The following is a 4948-nucleotide window of genomic DNA, read 5'->3' as shown; positions in this document are numbered from 1 at the left end:
GATGCGAACCGCGAAGGGAGTGCCCGACATGAACAGAGCCAAGAAAGGTTCCATGACCTTGCTGGCCGGCGCGATGCTGCTGGCCAGTGCGGCTGCCTTCGCCAACGTGGAACCGGCTGCGCCCAAACCAGGCAAGCCGGCGACCATGGCCAAGGAACTGCAACAGGCCAAGACCTACACCGTCAGCAGCGCGCCGACTGCACCATTGGAACTGGCCAGGCCAAAACTGCCGGACACCTCTGGCTTCACCGCCGAGGCCATCGCCGCGAAAATCGTGCGCACCAAGGCCGGCAAAATCAGCGTGCGCCGGATGATGCAGGAAGACGCCCTGAAAGATTTTATCGGCGGCGACAACAAGATGGCCGAATGGGTGGTGCGTCAGCACGGTATCCCGCAGGCGATCTTCGTCGACGACGGCTACATGAACCTCAAGGACCTGGCCAAGAAGGTGCCCAAGCAGTACTTCAGCGAAACCTCTCCGGGCGTGTTCCTGGCGAAGTTGCCGATTGTGGTCGGTCGCCACGGCATCCTGGAAATCGACAAGCAGACCCAGGAATTGCGCCTGTCGCAAGAGGCCGGTTCGTTCCTGGTTAACGACGGTCAACTGTTTGTGCGCGACACCAAAATCACTGGCTGGAGCGAGAAGGCAAGCGGCCCGGCGGCCTTCAAGTCGCCGAAGGAGTTCCGGCCGTTCATGCTGGCCTGGGGTGGCACCGAAACCTACATCGCCAACAGCAAGATCGCCAGTTTCGGCTACGCCAACAGTAAGTCCTACGGCGTGAGTATTTCCCAGTACACGCCGAACATGGCCAAGGTCTTGAAGCGCCCTGAACCGACGGGCTGGATCGTCGGTTCCGAGTTCTCGGACATGTGGTACGGCTTCTACTGCTACGAAACCCGCGACTTCGTGGTCAAGGGCAACACCTACAAAGACAACATCGTCTACGGCATCGACCCGCATGACCGTTCCCACGGCCTGATCATTGCCGACAACACCGTCTACGGGACGAAGAAGAAGCACGGAATCATTATTTCCCGTGAGGTCAACGACAGCTTCATCTTCAACAACCGTAGCTACGACAACAAGCTCTCGGGCTTGGTGATCGACCGTAACAGCGTAAACAACCTGATCGCCTACAACGAGATCTACAAGAACCACACCGACGGCATCACCCTCTACGAGAGTGCCGACAACCTGATCTACGGCAACAAGGTGATCAGCAACAAACGCCACGGCATCCGCATTCGTAACAGCGTGAACATTCGCCTTTACGAAAACCTGTCCCTGGCCAACGGCCTGACCGGTGTCTACGGCCACATCAAAGACCTGAGCGACACCGACCGCGACATCAAGCTCGACCCGTTCGACGCCCAGGTGTCGCTGATCGTGGTCGGCGGCGAACTGGCCGGTAATGGCAGTGGCCCGCTGTCCATCGACTCGCCGCTGAGTGTCGAGTTGTATCGCGTGTCGATGCTCGCTCCGACCAAATCCAGCGGCATCAGCTTCAGCGGGATTCTCGGCGAGCGTCAGGATGAAATTCTCGACCTGCTGGTGCGCCAGCAGAAAGCCGTGCTGATCGACCCTGTCGAACGCCAGACCGAAATGCGGGACTGAGGATAATTTTATGCACACACACTTGATCAAATTACTCAGCCTGTCGGCCCTGACCGCCGGCATTCTCGCGGCCAGCGGCGGTGTTCGTGCCGATGACGCCCAGGCGCCAAAATTCTCAGCAGAACCGTGCTGCAACCTGTGCCCCGAAGCGCATGACGCGAAGAACTACACCACGCGTTATCAGCAGAACTTCACCACGCTGGTGCAGGCCCAGGGTGATTGGTTGTTCCGTACCCAGGAAGACTTGCGCACCGAATTCGACACCACCCCCGCCGGCTACAAACGCATGAAAGAATTGCACGATGCGTTCAAGAGCAAAGGCGTGGAACTGGTGGTGGTTTATCAGCCGACCCGTGGCCTGGTGAACCGCAACAAGCTCAACCCGGAAGAAAAGGCCAAGTACGATTTCGACAAGGCTTTGCGGAACTACAAGTCCATGCTCGGGCGTTTCGCCGCCATGGGTTACGTGGTGCCAGACTTGTCGCCGCTGACCAACGAATCGCTGCCAGAGACCCTGCCCGCCCACGACTTCTACTTCCGTGGCGATCAGCACTGGACGCCGTATGGCGCCCAGCGCACAGCAAAAATCGTTGCGGAAAAGGTCAAGCAGATCCCGGCGTTTGCAGGCATTGCGAAACGTGAATTCGAGACCCACAAGTCGGGTCGCATGGGTAAGACCGGAACGTTACACAACATGGCCGGTCAACTCTGTGGCACCAGCTACGCGGTCCAGTACATGGATCAGTTCACCACCGAGCCCAAGGGCGAAGCCGCCGACGGCGATCTGTTCAGCGACGCCGGCAACCCGGAGATCACCCTGGTCGGCACCAGCCACAGCGGCAAGAACTACAACTTCTCCGGTTTCCTTGAAGAGGCCATCGGCGCTGACATCCTCAACGTGGCGTTCCCCGGCGGTGGCCTGGAAGGTTCGATGCTGCAGTACTTGGGCAGCGAAGAGTTCCAGACCAAGCCGCCAAAGATTCTGATCTGGGAATTCTCGCCGCTTTATCGCCTTGATCAGGAAACCATCTACCGCCAGATGATGGCGCTGCTGGACAACGGTTGCGAAGGCAAGGATGCACAGATGTCCGGCAGCACCACGCTGAAACCGGGCAAGAACGAATTGATGGTCAACAGCAAGAACCTGAATCTGCAGAACAGCAGCCACCAGGTTGATATCCGCTTCGCCGATCCGTCGGTGAAAACCCTGCAAGCCACCCTCTGGTACATGAACGGTCGCCACGAGGACATCAAGATCGAAAAACCGGAAACCTCCGACACCGACGGGCGTTTCGCCTTTGAGTTGCGCACGGACGAAGACTGGGCCTCGCAGAATCTGCTGGCCGTCGAAGTCCAGGGCCCTGAAGCAGGTGCCGCGCCGCAGAAAGTCGAAGCGAAAATCTGCAAACGCAACGTGTTCCCGAGAGCTGAGCAACGTACCGCTCAGGCCGGGCAATGAGGTCTGCCATGCAAAACCGAACGTTGAAAAATCTACTCGCTCCCTCGCTGTTGACGCTGGCGATGTTCGCCGGTGCCAGCCAGGCCGCCGCGCCGCTGCGCCCGCCACAGGGCTACTTCGCGCCGATTGAAAAAATCAAAACCGGCGACGGCGGCGAAAGCTGTGATGCGATCCCGACGCCGTACACCGGCTCGCTGCAGTTTCGCAGCAAATACGAAGGCTCCGACAAGGCCCGTTCGACCCTGAACGAGCAATCGGAAAAAGCTTTTCGTGAAAGCACTGCCGACATCACCAAAATCGAGCGCGGCACCAGCAAGCGCGTGATGCAGTTCATGCGTGACGGTCGTCCGGAACAACTGGAATGCACGTTGAGCTGGCTGACGGCTTGGGCCAAGGCCGATGCGTTGATGTCCAAGGACTTCAACCACACCGGCAAGTCCATGCGCAAATGGGCGCTGGGCAGCATGGCTTCGTCGTATATCCGCTTGAAATTCTCCAACTCGAATCCATTGGTCAACCATCAGCAAGAGTCGCAGTTGATTGAAGCCTGGTTCAGCAAAATGGCCGATCAGGTTGTCAGCGACTGGGACAACCTGCCGCTGGAGCAAACCAACAATCACTCGTACTGGGCGGCCTGGTCGGTGATGGCCACGTCGATCGCGACCAACCGCCGCGACCTGTTTGACTGGGCCGTGAAGGAATACAAGGTCGGCGCCAATCAAGTCGATGCGCAAGGCTTCCTGCCGAACGAACTCAAGCGCGAGCAACGCGCCCTCGCCTACCACAACTACGCCCTGCCGCCCCTGGCGATGATCGCCAGTTTTGCGCAGGTCAACGGTGTGGATTTGCGCCAGGAAAACAACGGGGCGCTGAAACGCCTGGGTGATCAAGTGCTGGCCGGGGTGAAAGACCCGGACATCTTCGAGAAGAAGAACGGCAAGGAACAGGACATGACCGACCTCAAGGTCGACTCGAAATTTGCCTRGCTCGAACCGTACTGCACGCTCTACACCTGCGCCCCGGATGTGCTGAAGAAGAAACACGGGATGCAACCGTTCAAGACCTTCCGCCTCGGTGGAGATTTGACCAAGGTCTACGACCCGGCCAATGAAAAAGGCAAAGGTTCTTAGCACCTGAACAGATGATCGTTCCCACGCTCCGCGTGGGAATGCATCCCGTGACGCTCCGCGTCACACGCCGAGGCGGACGCAGAGCGTCCATTGAGGTATTCCCACGCAGAGCGTGGGAACGATCGTAGCTCTCCAGATTTTCCTGGGGGGTTTGGGGGGGCCGTTGGCCCTTGACTGTTGGTTAAACACGGAGAGATCGGGATGGTATTTTCATCCAATGTATTCCTGTTTCTGTTCTTGCCGATCTTTCTCGGCTTGTACTACTTGAGCGGAATACGCTATCGCAACCTGCTGCTGCTAATCGCCAGCTACATGTTCTACGCCTGGTGGCGTGTGGACTTCCTGGCGCTGTTCGCCGCCGTCACGCTGTGGAACTACTGGATCGGCCTCAAAGTCGGTGCCGCTGGCGTAAGAACCAAACCGGCCCAGCGCTGGCTGCTGCTCGGCGTCGCCGTTGACCTGTGCATCCTGGGCTATTTCAAGTACGCCAACTTCGGCGTCGACAGCATCAACGCGATGATGACGTCGGTCGGCCTGTCGCCGTTTATCCTGACCCACGTGCTGTTGCCGATCGGTATCTCGTTCTACATTTTCGAGTCCATCAGCTACATCATCGACGTCTACCGGGGTGACACTCCGGCGACCCGCAACCTGATCGATTTCGCGGCGTTCGTGGCGATTTTCCCGCACTTGATTGCCGGCCCGGTGTTGCGTTTCCGCGACCTCGCCGATCAGTTCAACAAC

At 58.5% G+C, this 4948-nt stretch carries 3 protein-coding genes and 1 pseudogene; all 4 read left to right on the top strand.

Going from position 1 to position 4948, the window contains the following annotated elements; translation table 11 throughout:
- The first annotated feature begins 28 nt into the window (after nt 1-28).
- The gene (algG, locus tag AC1DRJ_RS19115) at nt 29-1615 is read left to right on the top strand and encodes a mannuronan 5-epimerase AlgG (protein ID WP_477803523.1); all 1587 of its coding nucleotides are present in this window, start codon (nt 29-31) and stop codon (nt 1613-1615) included.
- 10 nt (nt 1616-1625) lie between these two features.
- A complete protein-coding gene (locus AC1DRJ_RS19110; protein ID WP_477803522.1) occupies nt 1626-3074 on the top strand; it encodes an alginate O-acetyltransferase in 1449 nt (482 codons plus the stop codon).
- Nucleotides 3075-3082: 8 nt separating this feature from the next.
- Complete coding sequence (locus AC1DRJ_RS19105) at nt 3083-4204, top strand: mannuronate-specific alginate lyase (protein WP_477803521.1); 1122 nt, start codon at nt 3083-3085, stop codon at nt 4202-4204.
- A gap of 201 nt (nt 4205-4405) precedes the next feature.
- Nucleotides 4406-4948 (top strand): annotated as a pseudogene (locus AC1DRJ_RS19100) (MBOAT family O-acyltransferase); the annotation flags it as partial.

The organism is Pseudomonas sp. P5_B2 (genome assembly GCF_056400445.1).
Note: the sequence above shows the minus strand (reverse complement) of the source record. Positions and strands in the feature narration are given on the sequence as shown.